General features: G+C 56.0%; 3 protein-coding genes, 1 pseudogene and 1 other annotated feature. All 4 genes and pseudogenes read left to right on the forward strand.

Annotated features, from left to right (window positions below; all coding sequences use genetic code 11):
* A pseudogene (locus RT340_RS22250) lies at window positions 1-579 on the forward strand (tRNA/rRNA methyltransferase); the annotation flags it as partial.
* A gap of 202 nt (window positions 580-781) precedes the next feature.
* Complete coding sequence (thrL, locus tag RT340_RS22255) at window positions 782-853, forward strand: thr operon leader peptide (RefSeq protein ID WP_128601299.1); 72 nt, start codon at window positions 782-784, stop codon at window positions 851-853.
* Window positions 789-911, forward strand: a sequence feature (Thr leader region). (Overlaps the previous gene by 65 nt.)
* Before the next feature lie 26 nt (window positions 912-937).
* Window positions 938-3,400, forward strand: coding sequence for a bifunctional aspartate kinase/homoserine dehydrogenase I (thrA, locus tag RT340_RS22260; RefSeq protein WP_211729155.1), 2,463 nt, complete (start codon window positions 938-940; stop codon window positions 3,398-3,400).
* Window positions 3,401-3,402: 2 nt separating this feature from the next.
* The coding region (locus RT340_RS22265; RefSeq protein WP_313377832.1) for a homoserine kinase at window positions 3,403-3,776 on the forward strand (374 nt) is incomplete at its 3' end.

Consider the following 3,776-nt stretch of genomic DNA (forward strand, 5'->3'; position numbering starts at 1 on the left):
GCCTGGCAAGACCCGGCTGCGCGTCGTGTTGCGCACGGTGCCGGTACGATTCTCGTTAATGTCTAAACCTATGCCACGCTAAGTGACGCGCTGGCCGATGTCGATTTCTCGGTCGCCACCACCGCCCGCAGTCGTGCGAAGTTCCGCTACTACGCCACGCCGGCGCAAGTCGAAACCATTCTGCAGGAGAAGCGCCAGTGGCTGAGCCGAATCGCGCTGGTATTTGGTCGTGAGGACAGTGGCTTAACCAATGAAGAGCTGGATCAGGTCGATCTGCTGACCGGCATTCCAATGGCCAATGATTATCCTTCACTCAACCTCGGACAGGCGGTGATGGTGTACTGCTATCAGCTGTCGGCGCTGAATCAGGTCGCGGCAGAAGTGAAAGAAGTGGCGAACGAACACCAGCTGCAGGCGCTGCGCGAGCGCTTCCACCAGCTGCTGGTGAAACTGGAAGTGAGCGACGATGCCAAAATGGCGGACTGGATCGATCAGCGCATTGGCCTACTGGAACAGCGCGATAGCGCCATGCTGCATCGCCTGCTACATGATGTAGAAAAAAAACTTATAGATAAATAATCGGTGAATATCGTTTTTAATAGTGACTGATCGGGAAACAGGGCGATCAGTCGAACGATCCCAATATGATTTACGCGCAGACACCGAACTCTGCGCAGTCGCCTTAAAATGGCGGCTAAGACAAATTCGTTGACTTAACGTGCGCTTTGCTTTACTTCTGGAAGGCAGACGGACAAGACAAAGACAGACAGAAAAAATCTCAATGCGTAATCACAGCCTGAACACCACAATTATTATTACCACCACCATTACCACAGGTAACGGTGCGGGCTGACGCATACAGGAAAAACAAAGAAAAAAGCCCGCACCTAAACAGTGCGGGCTTTTTTTTCGGCAAAAATTCAGGAGAGCTTCAATCATGCGAGTGCTGAAATTCGGCGGAACCTCAGTAGCCAATGCGGAACGTTTTCTCCGCGTGGCAGATATTCTGGAAAGCAACGCGCAACAGGGACAGGTTGCCACCGTGCTCTCTGCCCCAGCGAAAATCACCAATCATCTGGTGGCGATGATTGAGAAAACCATTAGCGGCCAGGACGCACTGACGAATATCAGCGATGCCGAACGGATTTTTGCCGACCTGCTGCAGGGCCTGGCGGAGGCTCAGCCGGGCTTCGATTACGATGGCCTGAAAACCCGCATTGAGCTGGAATTTGCCCAGCTGAAACAGGTGCTGCATGGCATCAGCCTGCTGGGCCAGTGCCCGGATGCGGTGAATGCCGGCATTATCTGTCGTGGTGAGAAGCTCTCTATCGCCATCATGGAAGCGCTGCTGCAGGCGCGCGGCCACAAAGTCACGGTGATCGACCCGGTGGAGAAACTGCTGGCCGTTGGTCACTACCTCGAATCCACCGTGGATATCGCCGAGTCAACCCGTCGCATCGCGGCCAGCCAGATCCCAGCCGATCACATGATCCTGATGGCCGGTTTTACCGCCGGTAACGAGAAGGGCGAACTGGTGGTGCTGGGCCGTAATGGCTCTGACTACTCGGCGGCGGTGCTGGCTGCCTGCTTGCGTGCGGACTGCTGCGAGATCTGGACTGACGTAGACGGTGTTTACACTTGCGATCCACGCCAGGTGCCGGATGCGCGACTGCTGAAGTCGATGTCCTACCAGGAAGCGATGGAGCTGTCTTACTTCGGCGCGAAAGTCCTTCATCCTCGCACCATTGCTCCGATTGCCCAGTTCCAGATTCCTTGTCTGATCAAAAATACCGCCAACCCGCAAGCGCCCGGCACCTTAATCGGTGGGGAAGGCGAGTTGGATGAGAACCCGGTGAAAGGCATCACCAACCTGAATAATATGGCGATGTTTAACGTCTCCGGTCCTGGTATGAAAGGCATGGTCGGCATGGCAGCGCGCGTGTTTGCGGCGATGTCGCGCACCGGTATCTCGGTGGTGTTGATCACCCAATCCTCTTCTGAATACAGCATCAGCTTCTGCGTACCGCAGAGTGAGCAGGCGCGTGCGCGCCGTGTATTGGAAGAAGAGTTCTATCTGGAATTAAAAGATGGCCTGCTGGATCCGCTCGATGTGCTGGAGCAGCTGGCGGTGATTTCCGTGGTCGGCGATGGCATGCGCACCTTGCGCGGCATCTCCGCCAAATTCTTCTCGGCGCTGGCGCGTGCCAACATCAATATCGTGGCGATTGCGCAGGGTTCCTCTGAGCGTTCCATCTCGGTGGTGGTGAGCAATGATGAAGTGACCACTGGCGTGCGCGTGGTGCATCAGATGCTGTTCGCCACCGATCAGGTGATCGAAGTGTTCGTTGTCGGTGTCGGCGGTGTCGGCGCGGCGTTGCTGGAGCAGCTGCATCGTCAGCAGGCGTGGCTGAAAGAGAAGCACATCGATCTGCGCGTGTGCGGTATCGCCAATTCTCGCGCGCTGTTAACCAATGTGCACGGCATCGATCTCAGCGGCTGGAAAGGCGCGCTGAGCGAAGCCAAAGAGCCGTTCAATCTCGGTCGTCTGATGCGTCTGGTGAAGGAGTATCACCTGCTGAACCCGGTGATTGTGGACTGTACTTCCAGCCAGGCGGTGGCCGATCAATATGCTGACTTCCTTGCTGAAGGTTTCCATGTGGTGACGCCGAACAAAAAGGCTAATACATCGTCGTGGAATTACTATCAGCAGATGCGTGCGGCCGCGGCGAAATCGCGTCGTAAGTTCCTGTACGACACCAACGTCGGTGCTGGTCTGCCAGTGATCGAAAACCTGCAAAATCTGCTGAATGCCGGTGACGAGCTGATCAAATTCTCCGGTATTCTCTCCGGTTCACTCTCCTTTATCTTCGGGAAACTGGACGAAGGCGTTTCACTGTCTGAAGCCACCAAAATGGCGCGTGAGATGGGCTTCACCGAGCCGGATCCGCGTGACGATCTTTCAGGCACCGATGTGGCGCGTAAACTGCTGATTCTGGCGCGTGAAGCGGGTCATCAACTGGAGCTGAGCGATATTGAGATTGAGCCGCTGCTGCCAGCTGAACTCACCGACATCGCTGACGTTGAGCAGTTTATGGCCCGCCTGCCGGAACTGGATGATGCTTTTGCCGCCCGCGTTGCCAAAGCGCGTGATGAAGGTAAAGTGTTACGCTTCGTCGGCGCCATTGAAGAAGGCGGCGTCTGCAAAGTGAAAATCGATGCGGTGGACGGTAACGATCCGCTGTACAAAGTGAAGAACGGCGAGAACGCGCTGGCGTTTTACAGCCGCTATTATCAGCCGATCCCGCTGGTTCTGCGTGGATACGGCGCGGGGAATGATGTCACAGCGGCCGGCGTGTTTGCCGACTTGCTGCGTACACTGTCGTGGAAGTTGGGAGTTTGATGATGGTAAAAATTTATGCACCGGCCTCAATAGGTAACGTCAGCGTCGGCTTTGATGTGCTGGGCGCGGCGGTTTCGCCGGTGGATGGCACCCTGTTGGGTGACTGCGTATCGGTGGAAGCGGCCGACAGCTTCAGCCTGGTGAACACCGGGCGCTTTGTCAGCAAGCTGCCAACCAATGCGCAAGAGAACATCGTTTATCAGTGCTGGGAACGTTTCTGCCAGGCGATTGGCAAACAGGTTCCGGTGGCAATGACGCTGGAAAAGAACATGCCGATCGGTTCAGGTCTGGGTTCCAGCGCCTGCTCGGTGGTCGCGGGTTTAATGGCGATGAACGAGTTCTGCGGCAAGCCATTGAACGATACCGAGCTGCTGGC

This window comes from Pantoea sp. CTOTU50773 (assembly GCF_032082325.1).
Taxonomy (GTDB): Bacteria; Pseudomonadota; Gammaproteobacteria; order Enterobacterales; family Enterobacteriaceae; genus Pantoea; species Pantoea communis.